The sequence below is a fragment of the Streptomyces sp. SKN60 genome (assembly GCF_026236535.1).
GTDB lineage: Bacteria > Actinomycetota > Actinomycetes > Streptomycetales > Streptomycetaceae > Streptomyces.
The window spans coordinates 296897-313580 of record NZ_JAHTMW010000006.1 but is presented as its reverse complement, the minus strand read 5'-3'; the positions used below and the strand labels follow the sequence as shown (position 1 = coordinate 313580).

General features: G+C 74.6%; 12 protein-coding genes and 1 pseudogene. 6 read left to right on the top strand and 7 right to left on the bottom strand.

Going from position 1 to position 16684, the window contains the following annotated elements:
* The 3 genes from KV205_RS13000 to KV205_RS12990 all read left to right on the top strand — a co-directional run bounded on the left by KV205_RS13000 (window position 1) and on the right by KV205_RS12990 (window position 5600).
* Entirely contained in the window at window positions 1–1194 is a 1194-nt protein-coding gene (locus KV205_RS13000; RefSeq protein ID WP_265864378.1) for a cytochrome P450, read from the top strand.
* A gap of 82 nt (window positions 1195–1276) precedes the next feature.
* Window positions 1277–2017 carry an SOS response-associated peptidase gene (locus KV205_RS12995; protein WP_265864377.1) on the top strand — a complete coding sequence of 247 codons (741 nt, stop codon included), beginning with the start codon at window positions 1277–1279 and terminating at the stop codon, window positions 2015–2017.
* Window positions 2018–2210: 193 nt separating this feature from the next.
* A complete protein-coding gene (locus tag KV205_RS12990) occupies window positions 2211–5600 on the top strand; it encodes a pyruvate carboxylase (protein WP_265864375.1) in 3390 nt (1129 codons plus the stop codon).
* A 329-nt stretch (window positions 5601–5929) separates the two neighbouring features.
* Here KV205_RS12990 and KV205_RS12985 read toward each other — a convergent pair whose 3' ends face one another.
* Complete coding sequence (locus KV205_RS12985) at window positions 5930–6937, bottom strand: HEAT repeat domain-containing protein (RefSeq protein WP_265864374.1); 1008 nt, start codon at window positions 6935–6937, stop codon at window positions 5930–5932.
* Window positions 6938–6939: 2 nt separating this feature from the next.
* Window positions 6940–7614 (bottom strand): HEAT repeat domain-containing protein, encoded by a 675-nt coding sequence (locus KV205_RS12980; RefSeq protein ID WP_265864373.1) that lies wholly within the window; start codon window positions 7612–7614, stop codon window positions 6940–6942.
* A gap of 138 nt (window positions 7615–7752) precedes the next feature.
* Between KV205_RS12980 and KV205_RS12975 the strand changes: the two genes are divergently transcribed.
* Together KV205_RS12975 and KV205_RS12970 are read left to right on the top strand one after the other, a co-directional pair.
* Window positions 7753–8337, top strand: a complete 585-nt coding sequence (locus KV205_RS12975; RefSeq protein ID WP_265864372.1) for a TerD family protein — start codon at window positions 7753–7755, stop codon at window positions 8335–8337.
* Window positions 8338–8345: 8 nt separating this feature from the next.
* The gene (locus KV205_RS12970; protein ID WP_265864371.1) at window positions 8346–9446 is read left to right on the top strand and encodes a hypothetical protein; all 1101 of its coding nucleotides are present in this window, start codon (window positions 8346–8348) and stop codon (window positions 9444–9446) included.
* Between the two features lie 106 nt (window positions 9447–9552).
* Here the strand turns inward: KV205_RS12970 and ligA are convergent, their stop codons facing one another.
* The 5 genes and pseudogenes from ligA to KV205_RS36415 all read right to left on the bottom strand — a co-directional run bounded on the left by ligA (window position 9553) and on the right by KV205_RS36415 (window position 15610).
* Window positions 9553–11610 (bottom strand): NAD-dependent DNA ligase LigA, encoded by a 2058-nt coding sequence (gene ligA, locus KV205_RS12965; RefSeq protein ID WP_265864370.1) that lies wholly within the window; start codon window positions 11608–11610, stop codon window positions 9553–9555.
* A gap of 70 nt (window positions 11611–11680) precedes the next feature.
* Window positions 11681–13223 (bottom strand): annotated as a pseudogene (locus tag KV205_RS12960) (hypothetical protein).
* 232 nt (window positions 13224–13455) lie between these two features.
* Window positions 13456–13878 carry a four-helix bundle copper-binding protein gene (locus tag KV205_RS12955; protein WP_265864368.1) on the bottom strand — a complete coding sequence of 141 codons (423 nt, stop codon included), beginning with the start codon at window positions 13876–13878 and terminating at the stop codon, window positions 13456–13458.
* A gap of 94 nt (window positions 13879–13972) precedes the next feature.
* Window positions 13973–14692, bottom strand: coding sequence for a UdgX family uracil-DNA binding protein (locus tag KV205_RS12950; RefSeq protein WP_265864367.1), 720 nt, complete (start codon window positions 14690–14692; stop codon window positions 13973–13975).
* Window positions 14693–14803: 111 nt separating this feature from the next.
* Window positions 14804–15610 carry a universal stress protein gene (locus KV205_RS36415; protein WP_265864366.1) on the bottom strand — a complete coding sequence of 269 codons (807 nt, stop codon included), beginning with the start codon at window positions 15608–15610 and terminating at the stop codon, window positions 14804–14806.
* A gap of 147 nt (window positions 15611–15757) precedes the next feature.
* Between KV205_RS36415 and KV205_RS12940 the strand changes: the two genes are divergently transcribed.
* Complete coding sequence (locus tag KV205_RS12940) at window positions 15758–16672, top strand: universal stress protein (protein WP_265864365.1); 915 nt, start codon at window positions 15758–15760, stop codon at window positions 16670–16672.
* The last annotated feature ends 12 nt before the right edge of the window (window positions 16673–16684 follow it).

Here is a 16684-nt window from a genome sequence, read left to right as displayed (position 1 = left end):
ATGAGTGAATCCCCGCAGACCGTCACGACGCCGACGACGCGCCAGCCCGGCTGCCCCTTCGACCCGCCGGCCGAGCTGACCGAGGCCCGCGAGCGGGGCCCCATCAGCCCCTTCACCCACATCGGCGGCAAGGCCGGCTGGCTGGTCACCGGCCACGACCTCGTCCGGTCCGTCCTCGCCGACCCGCGGTTCAGCGCCCGCAAGGAACTCCTGAACGTGGTCGACTTCGAGATCCCGCCGGCCCCGCCCGGCGAGTTCCTGCTGATGGACGACCCGCAGCACAGCCGCTACCGCAAGCCCCTGGTCAGCCGCTTCACCGCGCGCCGGATGCGGCTGCTCACCGAGCGCATCGAGCAGATCACCGCCGACTGCCTGGACGCGATGGAGGCGGCCGGGCCGACGGCGGACCTCGTCACCGCGTTCGGCAAGCCCATCCCCACCATCGTCATCTGCGAGATCCTCGGCGTCCCGTACGAGGACCGCGCCTCCTTCCAGGAGCAGATCGACACCTTCATGGGCGGTGAGACCAGCGACGAGGACCTGATCGCCGCGTACACGGCGACGCAGGAGTACCTCGCGGAGCTCGTCGCCGCCAAGCGCGCCCACCCCACCGACGACGTGCTCAGCGAACTCACCGAGACCGACCTGAGCGACGAGGAACTGAAGGGGATCTCGCTGATCCTCCTCGCCGCCGGGTTCGACACCACCGCGAACATGCTCTCCCTCGGCACCTTCGCCCTGCTCCAGCACCCGGAACAGCTCGCCGCGCTGCGCGCGGACCCGACGCTGATCGACCAGGCCGTCGAGGAGCTGCTGCGCTACCTCAGCGTCGCCAAGTCCTTCATGCGGACGGCGCTCGAGGACGTCGAGCTCGGCGGAGAGACCGTCAAGGCCGGCACCACCGTGTTCCTCGCGTACAACACCGCCAACCGCGACCCCGAGCGCTTCGACGACCCCCACGTGCTCGACATCCGCCGCAAGCCCGTCCCCGGCGGCCACCTCGCCTTCGGCCACGGCATCCACCTCTGCCTCGGCCAGCAGCTGGCCCGCATCGAGATGCGCGCCGCGTTCACCGCGCTGCTCGACCGCTTCCCGACGCTGCGCCTCGCCGTCCCGGCCGACGAGGTCGCGCTGCGCCCGGAGACCGCCGACATCTACGGAGTGAAGAGCCTCCCGGTCACCTGGGACGCCTGACCGGGCGCCCCGCCCGTCGGCCCCACCCATCGGCCCACCCATCGACCCCACCCGTCGGCCCTGTCCGTGGCAGAGTGGCCGTATGTGCGGCCGATACGCCTCCACCCGGAGTCCCCAGGACCTGACCCAGCTGTTCGGCGTGACCGAGTGGCGCCCCGAGGAGACGCTGGAGCCCAGCTGGAACGTCGCGCCCACCGACCCCGTGTACGCCGTCCTCGAACGGCCCGCCCATGACGGCGGCGAGAAGGGGGAGGTGCGGCGCGAGCTGCGGGCGCTGCGCTGGGGACTCGTACCGTCGTGGGCGAAGGACCCGAAGGGCGGCGCGCGGATGATCAACGCACGGGTCGAGACCGTCCACGAGAAGCCCGCGTACCGCCGGGCCTTCGCCAAGCGGCGCTGTCTGCTGCCGGCCGACGGCTTCTACGAGTGGGACCCGGTCAAGGACGAGGCGACCGGCAAGGTCCACAAGCAGCCGTACTTCATCCACCCCGCCGACGACTCCGTGATGGCGCTCGCGGGCCTGTACGAGTACTGGCGCGACCCCGACGTCGCGGACCCCGACGACCCCGGCGCCTGGCTCATGACCTGCACCATCATCACCACCGAGGCCACCGACGAGGCCGGCCGGGTGCACCCCCGCATGCCGCTCGCCCTCACCCCCGACCACTACGACACCTGGCTCGACCCGCACCACCAGGACACCCACGACCTGCGCGCGCTGCTCGGCAGCCCGGCCGACGGGCGCCTCGACGCCCTCGCCGTCTCCCCGGCCGTCAACAGCGTCCGCAACAACGGCCCGCACCTCCTCGACCCGGCCACCTGATCAACCGTCAGACTCGGTCGCTCGCTCACCTTCTGATCTGCCGTCACCCGCGCGGCGGACGGCTCGATGATCCATCTCACTGCCCCGAGACCTTCAGACCGAGGTCCGGCACCCCGTAGCGTGACGGAGACGAACCGGCCGCTCGCCGAGTGCGACGCGGGTGCGCCCAAGCCGCAGGGTGAAGGGATCAGAGATGTTCCGCAAGGTGCTGGTGGCCAACCGCGGGGAGATCGCGATTCGCGCGTTCCGCGCCGGCTACGAACTGGGGGCGCGCACCGTCGCCGTCTTCCCGCACGAGGACCGCAATTCGCTGCACCGGCTCAAGGCCGACGAGGCGTACGAGATCGGGGAGCCCGGGCACCCCGTACGGGCCTACCTCTCCGTCGAGGAGATCATCCGGGCCGCCCGGCTCGCCGGCGCCGACGCGGTCTACCCCGGCTACGGCTTCCTGTCCGAGAACCCCGAACTCGCCCGCGCCTGCGAGGAGGCGGGCATCACCTTCGTCGGACCGGACGCGCGGACCCTGGAACTGACCGGCAACAAGGCCCGTGCCGTGGCCGCCGCCCGCGCGGCCGGCGTCCCGGTGCTCGGCTCCTCCGCGCCCTCCACCGACGTCGACGAACTCGTCGCCGCCGCCGAGGAGATCGGCTTCCCGGTCTTCGTCAAGGCCGTCGCCGGCGGCGGCGGACGCGGCATGCGCCGCGTCGAGGACCGCGCCGCGCTGCGCGAGTCCATCGAGGCGGCGGCCCGCGAGGCCGAGTCCGCGTTCGGCGACGCCACCGTCTTCCTGGAGAAGGCCGTCGTCGACCCCCGCCACATCGAGGTGCAGATCCTCGCCGACGGCGAGGGCGACGTCATCCACCTCTACGAGCGCGACTGTTCCGTACAGCGCCGCCACCAGAAGGTGATCGAGCTCGCACCCGCCCCGAACCTCGACCCGGCCGTCCGGCAGCGCATCTGCGAGGACGCCGTCCGCTTCGCCCGCGAGATCGGCTACCGCAACGCGGGCACCGTCGAGTTCCTCCTCGACCCCGACGGCAACCACGTCTTCATCGAGATGAACCCCCGCATCCAGGTCGAGCACACGGTGACCGAGGAGGTCACCGACATCGACCTCGTCCAGTCCCAGCTGCGCATCGCCGCCGGCGAGACCCTCGCCGACCTCGGCCTCGCCCAGGAGGCCGTCGTCCTGCGCGGCGCCGCACTGCAGTGCCGCATCACCACCGAGGACCCCGCCAACGGCTTCCGCCCCGACACCGGCATGATCAGCGCCTACCGCTCGCCCGGCGGCTCCGGCATCCGCCTCGACGGCGGCACCACCCACGCCGGCAGCGAGGTCAGCGCCCACTTCGACTCCATGCTGGTCAAACTGACCTGCCGGGGCCGCGACTTCCGCGCCGCCGTCGGCCGTGCCCGGCGCGCCGTGGCCGAGTTCCGCATCCGCGGCGTCTCCACCAACATCCCCTTCCTGCAGGCCGTCCTCGACGACCCGGACTTCCGGGCCGGGCAGGTCACCACCGCCTTCATCGAGCAGCGCCCGCACCTGCTCACCGCCCGCCACTCCGCCGACCGCGGCACCAAGCTCCTCACGTACCTCGCCGACGTCACCGTCAACAAGCCCCACGGCCCCCGGCCCGAGCTCATCGCCCCCACTGCCAAGCTGCCCCGCCTGCCCGACGGCCCGGGCGCCGCGGGCGCGCCGCCCGCCGGCTCCAAGCAGCGGCTCACCGCCCTCGGCCCCGAGGGCTTCGCCCGCGGCCTCCGCGACGCGCCGACCATCGGCGTCACCGACACCACCTTCCGCGACGCCCACCAGTCGCTCCTCGCCACCCGGGTGCGCACCAAGGACCTGCTCGCCGTCGCCCCCACAGTGGCGCACACCCTGCCGCAGCTGCTCTCCCTCGAATGCTGGGGCGGCGCCACCTACGACGTCGCGCTCCGCTTCCTCGCCGAGGACCCCTGGGAACGGCTCGCCGCCCTGCGCGAAGCCGTACCGAACATCTGCCTGCAGATGCTGCTCCGCGGCCGCAACACCGTCGGCTACACCCCGTACCCCACCGAGGTCACCGACGCCTTCGTGCAGGAGGCCGCCGCCACCGGCATCGACATCTTCCGCATCTTCGACGCGCTCAACGACGTACGCCAGATGCGCCCCGCCATCGACGCCGTGCGCGCGACCGGCACCGCCGTCGCCGAGGTCGCCCTCTGCTACACCGCCGACCTCTCCGACCCGGCGGAGCGCCTCTACACCCTCGACTACTACCTGCGGCTCGCCGAGCAGATCGTCGAGGCCGGCGCCCACGTCCTCGCCGTCAAGGACATGGCCGGCCTGCTCCGCGCCCCCGCCGCTGCGACGCTGGTCTCCGCGCTGCGCCGGGAGTTCGACCTGCCGGTGCACCTACACACCCACGACACGGCGGGCGGCCAGCTCGCCACCTACCTCGCGGCGATCCAGGCCGGCGCCGACGCCGTCGACGGCGCCGTCGCCTCCATGGCCGGCACCACCTCCCAGCCCTCGCTCTCCGCGATCGTCGCCGCGACCGACCACTCCGACCGGCCCACCGGCCTCGACCTGCAGGCCGTCGGCGACCTGGAGCCGTACTGGGAGAGCGTCCGCCGGATCTACGCCCCCTTCGAGGCCGGACTCGACGCGCCGACCGGGCGCGTCTACCACCACGAGATCCCCGGCGGCCAGCTCTCCAACCTGCGCACCCAGGCCGTCGCCCTCGGCCTCGGCGACCGCTTCGAGGACGTCGAGACCACCTACGCCGCCGCCGACCGGATGCTCGGCCGCCTCGTGAAGGTCACGCCGTCGTCGAAGGTCGTCGGCGACCTCGCCCTGCACCTCGTCGGCGCCGGCGTCGCCCCCGAGGACTTCGAGGCGGCACCCGGGCGCTACGACATCCCCGACTCCGTCGTCGGCTTCCTCCACGGCGAACTGGGCACCCCGCCCGGCGGCTGGCCCGAACCCTTCCGCACCAAGGCCCTCCAGGGCCGCGCAGGACCCAAGCCGATGCGGGACCTCACCCCGGACGACCACGACGGCCTCGCCAAGGACCGGCGCGGCACGCTCAACCGGCTGCTCTTCCCCGGCCCGACGCAGGCGTACGAGACGCACCGCCAGGCGTACGGCGACACCAGCGTCCTCGACAGCAAGGACTTCTTCTACGGGCTGCGCCCCGGCAAGGAGTACGCCGTCGACTTCGGCCCCGGCGTGCGCCTGCTCATCGAGCTGGAGGCGATCGGCGAGGCGGACGAACGCGGCATGCGTACCGTCCTGTCCACCCTCAACGGACAGCTCCGCCCCATCCAGGTCCGCGACCGGGCCGCCGCGGCCGACCTCCCGGTCACCGAGAAGGCCGACCGCGCCGACCCCGGCCATGTGGCGGCCCCGTTCGCGGGCGTCGTCACCCTGGCCGTCGCCGAGGGCGACGAGGTCGAGGCCGGCGCGACCGTCGCCACGATCGAGGCCATGAAGATGGAGGCCTCCATCACCGCCCCGAAGTCCGGCCGCGTCTCCCGGCTCGCCATCACCCGCATCCAGCAGGTGGAGGGCGGTGACCTGCTGGTCGAACTGGCCTGACCGGGCTTCCCATTGACCTCCCGGATCCGGCACCGGCGGCGCCGTGCGCCTCCCGGGTGCCTCAGACTGCGCGGGCCCGAGCGGCGGGATTCGGCGGCCCGGCCGGTCGCCGGGCTCCCTGCCCTGGGGCCCGCGGTGGCCGCGGTGCGTGTCGGGCCGTGGCCCCGGGCGGGGGCCGACGCGGATGCGGGGGAGCAGGTGGGCCGGGAGAGGGCGGGGCAGGTCGCGAGGCGGCTCGCCGGCTGAGCGGTCGCCGACGCGGCCGGTCACGACGCGGCACGTCATGGCGCGGCTCGCCGTACGAGCGGGCGCCCGGCGCGGGCCGTTCCCTACCCGGCCGCGCGCAGCGACAACACGTACGTCGCCGTCAGGGCGACGCCCGGGTCCGGGTCCCCGGCAAGCTCCGCCAAGGCGCGGGAGGTCGTGTCGCCGGGGACACCCGCGAGGGCCTGGGTCAGGCGGCGGCGCGCGGACGGTTCGCGGCCGCCGTGGGCCAGGTGGTCGACGAGCCCGGTCGCGATCCGGTCCGCCAGGGCCGGATCGGCGGCCAGCGCGCTCAGGGCGTCGGCGGCGTCGCTGTCGTTCCGTCCCACGACGACCATCTCGACGAGCGTCGGGATCGCGTCGGCCACCCCGCGCGCGCCGAGCGCAAGGGCGGCGTACCGGCGTACCACGACATCGGCGTGGGCCAGAGCATCCGTCAGGAGCGCGGTCGCCGCGTCGCCCGGGAGCTCCGCGAGCGACTGGACGGCCCGCTTCCGTACGGCGGGGGAGGGCGAACCGAGGCCCTGCGCGAGGAGTTCGGCGCCCCGCTCCCCGCCCGACTGCGCCAGGGCCCAGCGCAGTGCCCCGGCCACGTTCGGATCGGCCTCGCCGAGCACGGCCTCGACCAGTGCCTCCACCGGTACGGGCACCTCCTCGGCCGCCGAGAGCGCGGCGCGCTGCCGCGCCCCCGGGCTCGTCGAACCCAGCGCCTGCAGCAGCGCGACGGTCTGGAGGACGTCCTGCCAGCCGGCGGGCTCCGCGACGCCGATCCGGCGCAGCCGGGTCAGCAGCTCCGTCTCGGCCGCGATCCGCTCCTCGGTCCGGCGGACCAGGTCCTCGACGAGCTCCGCCGGCGCGAAGCCGGGGTCGTCGAGCGCCCGCCCGACATCGCGCAGCGAGAGACCCAGGGACCGCAGGCTCTCGATGTGGAAGATCCGCCGGATGTTCTCGTCGGAGTACTCCCGGTAGCCCGTGCCGCTGCGGCCCGTCGGCCGGACCAGGCCCAGCGCCTCGTAATGCCGCAGCATCCGGGCGCTGACCCCCGAGTACCGCGCGACCTCACCGATCCGCACCCCTACCGTCCCTCCTCGCCTGCCCCGCCGAGGGCCACGACGCGCTTCGCCTCCTCGATCGCGAACTCGAAGCCGGCGTCCGGGTCCCGCCACAGACGCTCCGTGGCGAGCGCGTGCGCCCGCACGTGCGGGTCGGGATGCGTCGTCGCGGCCGCCACGGTCGGCAGCATCACCGTCCCGAGTGCGATGAGCGCCCGGCTCAGGCTCAGCCGGGTCTCGCGCCCGCCGCGCCCGAGTTGCCCGGCCAACACTACGGCCAGCGCACCCTCCTCACCCTCAGGCACGAGCACCACCGCCGCCCGCCAGGCGCTGCGCGCCACCTCGTCGTCGGTGTCGGCGAGCAGCGCCGGAGTGATCACCGGCCACGCCCGCCCGTCCCCGATCTTGGACAGCGTGTGCAGCGCCTGACTCCGCCCTTGACTCCGCGCCCGCCCCCGCTCCGAACGGACCTCGGCGACGAGCAGCGGGACCGTCTCCGACGCCGCGTGCCGGGTCAGCGCCCACGTCAGCATCTCCCGTACCTGGAACTCCGGCTCCACCGCGCACCGTTCGACGAGCGCGCCGACATACCCCGGGGCCGGGCACGAACCGATCGCCAGCGCCGCCTTCAGGCGCACGGACGCGCCGGCGTGCTCAAGTCCGCGCAGCACCGCCGGGTCCGCGTTGTTCGTGGTCATCAGGGCCACCTCCTGGACCGCAGTGAAGACCTTGTCACCGTGTCAAGGTCAAGCGGAGCCGGGACCGGTCGCGGGAACCGCCGAGGGGCCGGGCAGACTCTGGATGTTGTAGACCCTTCGACAAAGGAAGACCCGCGCATGATCACGCTGACCAAGGAAGACGGCCCGGCAGACCTCGACGGGGTGACCCACCTGTCCATCGGCGTCTCCTGGGACCCCACCGCCGGCAGCACCGGCGGAGTGCTGGGCAAGCTGCGCCGCAAGACCGGCACCGACCTCGACCTGATCGCCGTCGCCATGCAGGGCGCCGACCCGGTGCGCCTGGCCGGCCTCGACTCGCTCGACCCGATGGGCAACGGCTCGCTGATCCACAGCGGCGACAACCAGACCGGCCACGGCGCGGGCGACGACGAGACCGTCACCGTGGAGTTCGCGCGGATCCCGGCCAACATCACGTCGATCGTGTTCGTCGCCGCCGCGTACAAGAAGGGCAGCTCCTTCCAGAAGGCCCGCAACATCAGCTTCAAGGTGTACGACGCGACCGGCGGCAGCTCCCAGCAGGTCGCCGACATCTGGCCGAGCCTGCTCACCCAGGACAACGGCTGCGCGGTGGCCAAGGCGATGCGCGTCGGCACCTCCTGGAAGCTCGAGGTCATCAACGTCACCGGCAAGATCAAGCAGGGGGACGAGCACGCCCTGATGCGCTTCGCGGTCAGCAAGTAGGCGTGGGTGTGTCGGTCCGGCGAGAGACGGGGGTCGTGGTGAGCCGGGTGCTCTATGGCGAGCAGTCGTGGAATCCGCTGGCGCGGACGGTGGAGCTGACCGAGGACGGACTGCGCAGGGGCGGCCGGACCACGCCCCTGGGCGAGCTGAACCTCGCCGCCATGGCCGAGGCGTACCAGCGCGGCCACTGGCTCGGCGGCGGGGGCGCCGAACGCCCGCTGGACCGGCTGCCCCAGGACGCCGGCGCGGTCCCGGTCACCCGGGTGACCGGCACCAGCAAACCGGTCAAGGTCCGCCGGGCCGCCGAGTTCGCCCGCGCGCTGGGCGAACTGGCCCTGCGGCACAGCGGCGGACCGGAGGGCGTGGGCGCCCTGGCGAGCCGTGCCTGGGCCGAAGGCGTACCGCTGTGGATCGCCCGGCGGCACACGGACGGTCCCGCCGGGCCGGTCACCGTCGCCGTGGATCGGCGCCTGGTGCGCGTCGACGTGTGGGCGCCGCAGGCCCCGGTCGTCCGGATCCGGGCACCGCACGGCTTCCACCGCGACGCCGCCGACCCGGCCAAGGGCCTGCGCCTGACCGTCGGCGAGGCCACGGCCCGTCTCGCCCTGCGCAAGAAGCTCCGCAAGTCGAAGAGTTCGGTGGACGTCGAACTGCCCGGCGGCCCGCGCTGGGCACTGCGCCGCGCCGACGCGTCGAGTTCCTGGCTGCTCCGCGACGACCGCCGCGTCGCCCTGCTGACCCGCCCGCCGCGCCGCCCCGCCGTCGAACCGGGCACGGTACTGCTGCCCCTCGCCCCCGTGCGTTACGAGAGCCCCGACCCCCTGGACGCCGTCATGGCCCAGGCCTTCGCCGTCTCCTTCGGCCTCGGCGACACCACCGGCCTGGCCCGCTTCCGCTCGGAGCGCCGGCTCGTGGACGCCGGCGAGCCGGTCGCCACCGACGCCGACTGGGACCGCTCCTGGTTCAGCAACCTGGGTAGCGGCAGCGACGACAACGAGCCCGGCGGAGGCGACGGCTGGGGTTCCGACGGCGGCGACGGGGGCGACGGCGGGGGCGGCGGTGGCGGGGACGGGGGAGGAGACGGCGGTGGTGGCGGAGGCGGCGACTAGCCTGGCGGCCCGGCCGGCCGTGCGGCGCGGGCCCCGGGCCCGCGGCCCGGCCCGGCCCGGCCGCAGGGCCGGGCTCGGCGGCCCGGGCCCGGACTCGCCCGGCCCCTCAGGCCAGGTGGTCGGCGATCAGGGCCGCGAACTCCTCCTCGCCGAGCACCCGGGTGCCGAGCTGCTCGGCCTTGGCGAGCTTCGACCCGGCGCCCTCGCCCGCGACGAGGATGGTCGTCTTCTTCGACACGCTGCCGGAGGCCGTGCCGCCCGCGCGCTCGATGAGCTCGTTCATCGCGTTGCGGTTGAGCCCCGCCAGCGGGCCGTGCATACCGCCGGTGACGACGACCGTCTCGCCCGCCAGCGGCCTGCTGCCCGGGGCGTCCGCCCCGTCGGCCGCGGGCTCCGTCATGTTCACCCCGGCGGCGACCAGCTTGTCGATGACCGGGCCGAGCGCGGCTATGTGGGCCGCGATCTTCGGCGCGTTGGCGGCGGGGAGCTTCTTCACCTCCGCCAACTCCTCAGGCGTCGCCGCCCGGACGGCGTCCATGGTGCCGAAGTGCCGGGCGATCTCCCGCGACAGCGTCCGCCCGGTCCGCACCACGCCGAGCGCGCAGAACACCCGGTTCAGCGGCTGCTCCTTCGCCCCGGCCAGCCGGCCGATCAGCGCATCGGCGCGCTTGTCACTGCCGGTGGCCTCGGCGAGCTGCTCGCGGGTGAGGAAGAACAGATCGGCGACGTCGTCCACGAGCCCGGCCTCGACCAGCGCCTCCAGATAGGTCACGCCGAGCCCGTCGATGTCGAGCTGGTCGCGGCCCACCGCGTACCGCAGCGCGGGCAGCTTCCCGCAGCCGCCGCTCGCCCCGCCCGCGCACTCCCACCGCTCGCCGGACGTGTCGATCTCGCCGCCGCACCCCGGGCACGCCTCGGGCAGCGGAATCTCGGTCTCCGCGCCCGTGCGCAGCGCCACGACCGGCGCCTCCACCCGCGGGATGATGTCGCCCGCCTTGTAGAGCACGACGGTGTCGCCCACCATCAGGCCGGTGTTCCGGATGAACGCCGGGTTGTGCAGCGTCGCGTACGTGACGGTGCTGCCGTCCACCTCCACCGGCTCCAGGACCGCGCGCGGCGCGATGTGCCCGGTGCGGCCGATGTTCCACTCCACGGCGAGCAGCTTCGTCCGCGCCTCCACCGGCGGCAGCTTGTACGCGATGGCCCAGTGCGGGTGCCGCGTACCGGAACCGGCGGCGTCCTGCTCGGCGTGGTCGTTCGCCTTGATCACCACCCCGTCGATCCCGAACGGCAGCTCCGCCCGCAGCCGCTGGATCTCCTCGACCCGCGCCTGCGCCTCGGCGAGCGTGCCGTACACGCGCAGCCCGATCTCGGTCGCGGTCGTGGTCTGCACCCCCAGCGCCGCGACCCGCGCCATCACGGCTTCGTGGCTCCCGCCCGCTCCCGCGAGGAAGCCGGCACCGTCCAGCTCCACCGCCCCGTACGCGAAGAAGGTCGTCTCGATCGTGTAGGGCCGGTCCTTGGCCCGCAGGGTGCCGGCCGTGCCGTTGCGCGGGTTGGAGAAGGGCTTGGCGTTGTGCGCGGCCCGTATCTCGTTCGCCCGCTCGAACTGCTCGCGGGTCAGCAGCACTTCACCCCGTATCTCCACCGTGGCCCCGCCCGGCACCTCCGTGGGCAGACCCACGATCGAGCCGATCGCATGGCTCAGGTCCTCGCCCTGCGCACCGTTCCCCCGCCCCACCAGCTGCACGAGCCGCCCGTCCCGGTACCGCGCGGCCATCGCCGCCCCGTCCAGCTTCGGCTCCACCGCGTAACCGCCCGCCACCGGGTGGTCGATCCGGCGGGCCAGCGACGCGTCCCACTTCACCAGGCCCTCGGCGTCGAAGACGTTGTCCAGCGACAGCATGGCCACGGTGTGCGCCACCTCGCCCACCGGCGCCACGCCCCCGCCGACCTTCCCGGTCGGCGAGTCCGCCCGCACATGCTCCGGATGCGCCAGCTCATAGCCGGCGATGCCCCGGGCGAGCGCGTCGTAGGAGGCGTCGTCGAGCGTCGTCTCCCCGTCCCCGTAGTACGCGGCGCTCGCGGCGAGGGCCTGTTCGACCGCGCTCTCGTAGGCGGCACGGTCGGTCAGCGAAAGGGCAGGTGCAGCAGTCGTCGTCATGTGTTCGATACTGACGCAGGGGTCTGACAATGGACTTCGGGACGGGAACGGGGCGCCGTCGCCGACCCGCCTACAGCCGGTCCGTCCGCTCCGCCAGCTCCGCGCGTTCCGCCAGCTCCGCCATCACGGCGGGCGGCAGGGCCGGATTCGCCGCCGCGGCCTCGACCACCTGCCCGTCCGCGTCCCCGAGCAACTCCACGATCACCGCCGCCGGCAGCGCCGGATGCCCGGCCGCGACGGGCCGCGCCTGCCGCTCCTCCAGACACGCGAGCAGCGCCGACGCCGTCGCCCGCGGGTGCCCGGCCACCACCCGGAACACCTTCCGCACCGGCGGCTCGTGCCGGACCAGGTCCTCCAGGAGCGCCGCGGAAACGTCCGGCCGGGCGGCGACCTTGGCCAGAATCCGGCGGCCGTGCCCTTCGATCAGCGCCCTCAACTGCAACTCCGTCAGACCGGGATGCCCGGCCACGGCCTGGAGCACCTTCGCATCGGTGTCACCGGCCAGCCGATCACGCACCTCCGCCGGCAGATCCCGCCGATGGGCCACCAGCCTGCGGGCCGCCGGCTCCGCCGCCCCGGCCAACTCCACGACCTCGGCGGGCGTCGCCGCCGTGACCCGGGGCAGCGGCACTGCCGCGAGCCTGGTGGTCCGGGCGAGCCGTACGAGCACGTCGAGGGGTATGCGGGGGGTGATGGGCGACCGCACGCCGTACGTCCGTGTGCGGGTCGTCGGCCAGCCGCCGGATCAGCTCCTGGTCGAGCGCCGGATGCGTCGCGACATCCGCGCGCACCCCGGGAACGGGGTCCGAGACGAGCCGTACGCAGGCCTCCCGCGGCAGATCCGGACGGGCCGCGAGCGTCCAGCGCAGCCCCGCCGACGGATGCTCCGCGAACCCGACGAGCGCCTCGACGGGCGTCGCCGGATTGCGCAGCGCCGCCTCCCACAGGGCGTGCACCGTCGACTGGTGCGAGCCGTCGCAGGCGGCCCCCGACGGCAGTGCGCAGTCGAGCCGCGGGCACTCGCGGTCGTGCACGAACGGGATCTCCTCCTGGTCGCACACCAGACACCGCAGTGCGGCCGGCCCCTCCCCGGCGACCAAGGCGGCCAACACCCACGGTGGCGTCGCCTCGTTCCCCGCGACCGCCCGCCGCACCTCGGCATGCGGATGCCCCGCGAGCCGCGCCGCCGCCTCTGCCGTCGCCGACAGCGCGAGCTCGGCCACCACCCGCGGCTCCGGGTCGGCCGCCAGCACCTCCACGACGTCCTCCGGCAGGCCGGGACAGGCCGCGAGCCGCTCCCGTACGCCAGGATCCGGATGCCCCGCGAGCAGCCGGGCCCACCCGGGTCGCCCGATCCCCTGGTCGAGCAGCGCGCACGCGGCATCGGGCCGCGCAGCCGGATCCACGTCCTCCGCCGCCAACCGCCCCTCGTACGCGAGCTCCACGGCGCTTCCGGGCACCCGCCCGGCCAACGCGAGCGCCTGCGCCCGACCGAGGTCGGCCCGGCGCGCGAGACGCGTGGCGATGTCCTCGTCGGCGACGGCGACGAGCCGGTCGAGCAGCGTGGCGGGGAGGGCGGGATTGCCGGCGAGTCCGCAGAGGATGTGATGCACCAGGGCATCCTGCCCGGAGCCCCTGGGATGCGCCCCGGATTTTCCGTGCCCGCCGCCCGCCGCCCGCCGCCCACCGCCCGGTGTCCCGGTGCCTGGTTCGTGCGGCGGTCATGGGCATGATGCGGCCGTGTACGGGCATGCGCCCTGGCGGGTGCGCACCCGAAAAGCCGCCGTCCGGTCTTCCCCCCTCCGGGCGGCGGTGTCGGGTCGGGTGTCGTGTCCGTGCGGTGCGTCAGCCGACGGGATCCGGCAGTTCGAGGAGGTCCGCGCAGGCCTGTTCGCAGGCGCGGCAGGCCTCCGCGCAGATCCGGCAGTGCTCGTGCCGGTCCCCGTGCCGCTCGCACTCGGCGGCGCACGCGGCGCACGCGGTACGGCAGGCGAGGAGGACGGACCGGGTGACGTCGCCGTTGCGGGCGGTGCGCCGGGTCACGACAGCCGCCGTGGCCGTACACAGGTCCGCACAGTCCAGATCCCTGGCGACGCAGCAGGCCAGATCACGGAGCTCGGTCTCGGCGAGGCAGGCGTCCGCGCAGGCCGCACACGCCTGGGCGCAGGCCATGCAGTGCTCGATGCACCGGCCCAGCGCGTCGGCGTCGGCCGGGGCGATGGGGCCGACGGGATGGATGTTCAGCATGCCGCGAACGGCGGTCTCCATGACACACCTCCACTGAACGGCGGGGTCCCCCGTCCCCCGGGGCAGTCATCCCCACCCCGTCGCCTACCCGGCGCGACCGCCCGCACGCCCCGGCTCACCGAGCCTCCAGCGCCTCCGCCGCGGTCCTCAGATCGGTGACGAGGCCCTCGTACATGCCCTCCCGGTCCCCGTCCCGCGCCCGCAGCACGGCCGACGGATGGACGGTCGCGAGCACCCGCACATCCGTCCCGTCACCCGCGCCGTCCTCAATCTCGGTCAGCGGCCTCGGCACTCCACGGTCGGTGCCGACCCGGAAGGAGGGCCCCAGCAGGGAGCGGCCCGCCGTGGCGCCGAGGGTGACCACCAACTCGGGGGAGACCAGCCGGAGTTCCGCCTCCAGCCACGGACGGCAGGCCGTCATCTCGCGCAGGCTGGGCGGTTTGTGAATGCGCCGCTTCCGGGGTTCGTCCCGCCGGAACTTGAAGTGCTTGACCGCGTTGGTGAGGTAGATCCCCTCCTCGTCGATCCCCGCATCCCGCAGCGCCCGGCTGAGCAGCCGCCCCGCCGGCCCCACGAAGGCGACCCCCTCACGGTCCTCCTGGTCACCGGGCTGCTCCCCGACCAGCATCAGCCGTGCGTCCGGGGCGCCGCGTCCGAAGACGGTGCCGGTCGCCTCCCGGTACAGCGGGCAGCCGCGGCAGTCGGCCGCGGCCCGCCGGTGCGCGGGGAGGCGGCCGCGTTTCGGCAGGAAGGGAGTGGCGTCGTACGGTTCGGGGCCTGCTCCGTCACCCGCGCCGCCGCCACGGGCGGTGTTCGCCGCCGGATCCGGGTTCATCGGGAACCTCCTGCACTCCCTGCACCGCCCCGCACCTCCTGCTCACGCAGGCGGCTACCCCTCATCCCCACGCCCACGCGCAAGCCCACGACCGAGCCCTCGCCCACACCGTCACTCGTGCGGAACGAGGACGACCGGTGCCCGGCTGTGGTGCAGGACCGCGTGGGCCACGCTGCCGATGTGGGTGCTCAGCGGGGAGCGGCGGATGCGGCGGCCGATGACCGCGAGGGAGGCGTCGGCGGCGGCGCGGACGAGTTCGGGGCCGGCCGAGGCGGGCACCACGCGGGCGGTGACGGAGAGCTCCGGGTACTTCGCGCGCCAGGGGAGGAGCAGGTCGTCGAGGGCGCGCTGCAGCTCCGGGGGTGCGGACCGGCGGGCGTACGTCACGTGCAGCGGGCCGCGGCGGCGGGCGGCCTCGTCGAAGGCGAACCCCAGGAGACCGTCGGCCGGTTCACGCAGGTCCACACCGACCGAGACGGGGCCGTCGAGGGGGCCCGGCGGGTCGCCTTCGCGGACCAGGACGACGGGCCGTTCGACCAGGCCCGCGACCGTCATGCCGACCGAGCCGAGGAAGTAACCGGCCACGGCGCCCAGCGCGCGCGAGCCCAGGACCAGCAGGTCGGCGTCGTCGGCGGCGGTGACCAGACCGGGCACGGCGTCGCCGGGCAGCAGCGCGGTGGTCACCGGCAGCCCCGGCCGGCGCTCCCGCAGAGCCGCCGCCGTACGGGTGAGCAGCTCCTCGGCCCAGGACTCGACGGGCTCCCGTGACACGAAGGGCACCAGGGCGTCCGGCGACGGCACCAGCACGTGCACCAGGCGTACCGCCGCACCGCGCAGCACCGCCTCCTCCGCCGCCCACGCGGCGGCGGCGCGGGCCTGCTCCGTACCGTCCAGGCCGACCACGATGCTCCGCGTCACGACCGGTCACCTCCCGTGGACCCGTTCCCTCCATCATTCGTGCCGCCTTCGCCACGGGCCACCGGGGCCGACCGGCCCTACCCCTCGGGCCCGGCCGGTGCGAGGGTGGCAGGAGAGCACCTCACGCGGCGGAAGGCGGTGGGCGCGATGGGATCCCCTCTGGTGACAGCACCCGTGGTGGTGGGAGTCGACGGTTCCCGGGTCAGTCTCGCGGCCCTCGACTGGGCAGCCGACGAGGCCGCGCGCCACGGGCGGCCGCTGCGGGTCGTCCACGCCTCGCTCTGGGAGCGGTACGAGGGCGTCGAGCCGGCCGGGTCCGCGCACCGCCCCTCCGGCCAGGTGCTCGCCGAGACCGTCGTCGCCTCCGCCGCCGACCGCGCCCGCCTCCGCTCGCCCGCCGTCACCGTCACCGCCGACGTGCTCGCCGAGGACCCGGCGAGCGCCCTGCTCCGCGAGGGCCGGGAGGCCGCGCTCCTCGTCGTCGGCTCCCGGGGACGCGGCGCGTTCGCGGACCTGCTCCTCGGCTCGGTCGGCTTTGTCGTGGCGGCCCGCTCGACCGGGCCGGTCGTCGTCGTCCGCGGCGACCCGTACGCCCTGGAGGGCCGCCACGGGCGCGTGCTGCTCGGCATCGGCGAGCACGACGTGGACTCGCCGGCCGTGCGGTTCGCCTTCCGGGAGGCGGCCGTACGCGGCGCCGAGCTGGATGTCGTACGCGTCTGGCGGCGCCGGGGCCACGAAGCCGCCGGTCACCCGCTGCTGACCGGCGAGGGCGGGGCGCAGGCCGAGCACGAGGCCTCCGACCTGCTCGACAAGACCCTCGATGCCGCGGCCGGGGAACATCCGGACGTCCGGCTGCGCCGCACCACGGCCGAAGGCCACGCCCACCGCGTCCTCACCGAACGGTCCGCCGCCGCCGACCTGCTGGTCGTCGGCGCGCGCCGCCGGGACGGACTCGTCGGCCTGGAACTCGGCAGGGTCGCCCACCGCGCCCTGCACCACGCGGCGTGCCCCGTCGCCGTCGTACCGCAGCGGCGCCCGGGCCCTCCGGAGGAGGCGCCATGAGCAGCGAGGAAG

Coding starts and splice junctions, on each gene's coding strand:
- KV205_RS12990 (WP_265864375.1), top strand. CDS start 2,211: ATGTTCCGCAAGGTGCTGGTGGCCAACCGCGGGGAGATCGCGATTCGC.
- KV205_RS12980 (WP_265864373.1), bottom strand. CDS start 7,614: ATGACCACGAACAACGCGGACCCGGCGGTGCTGCGCGGACTTGAGCAC.
- KV205_RS12955 (WP_265864368.1), bottom strand. CDS start 13,878: ATGGAGACCGCCGTTCGCGGCATGCTGAACATCCATCCCGTCGGCCCC.
- KV205_RS12940 (WP_265864365.1), top strand. CDS start 15,758: ATGGGATCCCCTCTGGTGACAGCACCCGTGGTGGTGGGAGTCGACGGT.
- ligA (WP_265864370.1), bottom strand. CDS start 11,610: ATGACGACGACTGCTGCACCTGCCCTTTCGCTGACCGACCGTGCCGCC.
- KV205_RS12975 (WP_265864372.1), top strand. CDS start 7,753: ATGATCACGCTGACCAAGGAAGACGGCCCGGCAGACCTCGACGGGGTG.
- KV205_RS12950 (WP_265864367.1), bottom strand. CDS start 14,692: ATGAACCCGGATCCGGCGGCGAACACCGCCCGTGGCGGCGGCGCGGGT.
- KV205_RS12995 (WP_265864377.1), top strand. CDS start 1,277: ATGTGCGGCCGATACGCCTCCACCCGGAGTCCCCAGGACCTGACCCAG.
- KV205_RS13000 (WP_265864378.1), top strand. CDS start 1: ATGAGTGAATCCCCGCAGACCGTCACGACGCCGACGACGCGCCAGCCC.